2 protein-coding genes are annotated in these 1,675 nt (G+C 64.5%); both read left to right on the top strand.

The window, feature by feature from the left end; translation table 11 throughout:
- Window positions 1–625, top strand: a 625-nt coding sequence (locus D7Y21_RS41150) for an AHH domain-containing protein (protein WP_199735610.1), incomplete at its 5' end; no start/stop codon positions are given.
- 23 nt (window positions 626–648) lie between these two features.
- Window positions 649–1,675, top strand: a 1,027-nt coding sequence (locus D7Y21_RS43265) for an imm11 family protein (RefSeq protein WP_233612505.1), incomplete at its 3' end; no start/stop codon positions are given.

Below are 1,675 nucleotides of genomic sequence, written 5' to 3'. Positions count from 1 at the left end.
CGGCATCCGGGACGCGGGGGAGAAGTACGGCGAGGTGATGGGAAAGCAGGCGGCAAGGGCCTTCGTGATGCTGGCGATGGCGGCGCTGGGAAGCACGGCGCAGACGCTGGCGACGCGGGTCGCGACATTGCCGGGCTCAGCGCAGGCCGCACTGGTGGGCGCGGAGCAGGGAGGCTTCCGGCTGGTGGCGGCGGCGGAGGTCTCAGCGATTGAGGTATCCGCGAGCGGCGAGGTGACCCTCGCGCTGGCGCCGAACGCGGTGGCGATGTCCGCCAAGGGACCGAACGTCCCGGCGCCCGTTGAAGTCCACGAGCATCACATCGCCACGAACAAGTGGTGGGAGGCGACGCACAACGGTGGCCCGTGGTCGCCCCAGTTCCAGAGGCTCTTCGACCGTGCGGGCATGTCCCTGGATGATCCCGCGAACAAAGTCCGTGTCCCGGGCCATAAGGGTCCTCATCCCGAGGCGTACCATCAAAGAGTGCTCTCCCGGTTGAACGAAGCAATGGAAGACTGTGGCAGCATCCATCAATGCCGCGAGGCGCTCACCAACGAGCTTCGCCGGCTCGCCAGCGACATCTTGAACACGAGCACGACGCTCCATAAGTGGGTCACGAAGTCATAGCTGGGCGGGAGTCTCTCGTGGCGATGCGGTACTTCGAACTGATCGACGATCTGTATGTCCCCGATCGGTGGTCGCTGGGCGATCCCATCGATGCGTCCGGCCGGGAGGTCGCCAATCCGTGGATGTTCAGGAAGGGTGAACCCGTCAGCCTGGAAACGCCCTTGAAGATTCCAGTCGACCAGGTCGGTCAGCCATTGGGCTTCACGCTGGCAGGCATCGGTCTCGCGCCCGTCGTTCACGCGGAAGCGGCAGCCATCCTGACCCGGCTCGCCCCGGATGATGTTCAGCTGCTTCCCGTGACGGTCGCATCGGAGCCAGGACCGCACTTCCTCGTCAACGTGCTCCATCTTGTCAGGTGCATCGACGACGAGACTTCTGAAGAGGTGCTGTATTGGAAGCCTGAAGATGGGCGTCCAGAGAAGGTGGGGAAATACAGGGACGTCGCTGGCATGCGCATCGACACGACGAAGGTGGGCAATGCCAAGGTCTTCCGCACCTGGGGGTGGACTGTTGCGCTCATCGTCTCCGAGGACATCAAGGAAGCGCTGGAGCACGCGAACATCACCGGAGTGAAGTTCCGGGAAGTCACGGGCCCGTCCGAAGTCAGCCCCGAGGAGCGCGAACACAACCGCAAGCTCAAGGTGCTCTACGAGCGAACGGAAACGGCACGCACCGCGTTCTGGCGCACACTGGGCACGCTGGATGAAAGAGCCATCCTCCCCATCGTCGTCGGAGGAGGCTGGCCCGCGAAGCGCCAGGTCTGGCGCGTCATCCACCGGCCCGAAGGGCGCACCCTCTTCGTGACGGACGGCCTCTCCGACTTCTTCGTGGATACGGTGGAGCCGTCTGTTGGTTTCGGCCTGGAGCTCGCGCTGGAAACCAACGAGCCGCAGACAGACTGGCCCGTGACGCTGCTGGAACGAATCGCCAACGAGCTCGTAGGCCACGAACACCTGCGCGAACCGGCGAGGACCGGCATCCTCTCCATGGAAGTGGACGGAGAGCTCATGCCCGAACCGCTCCTGTCCAAAGACGGCCGAGTGGCCGTGC

It is taken from the genome of Corallococcus sp. AB045, assembly GCF_003668895.1.
GTDB lineage: Bacteria > Myxococcota > Myxococcia > Myxococcales > Myxococcaceae > Corallococcus > Corallococcus coralloides.
Note: the sequence above shows the minus strand (reverse complement) of the source record. Positions and strands in the feature narration are given on the sequence as shown.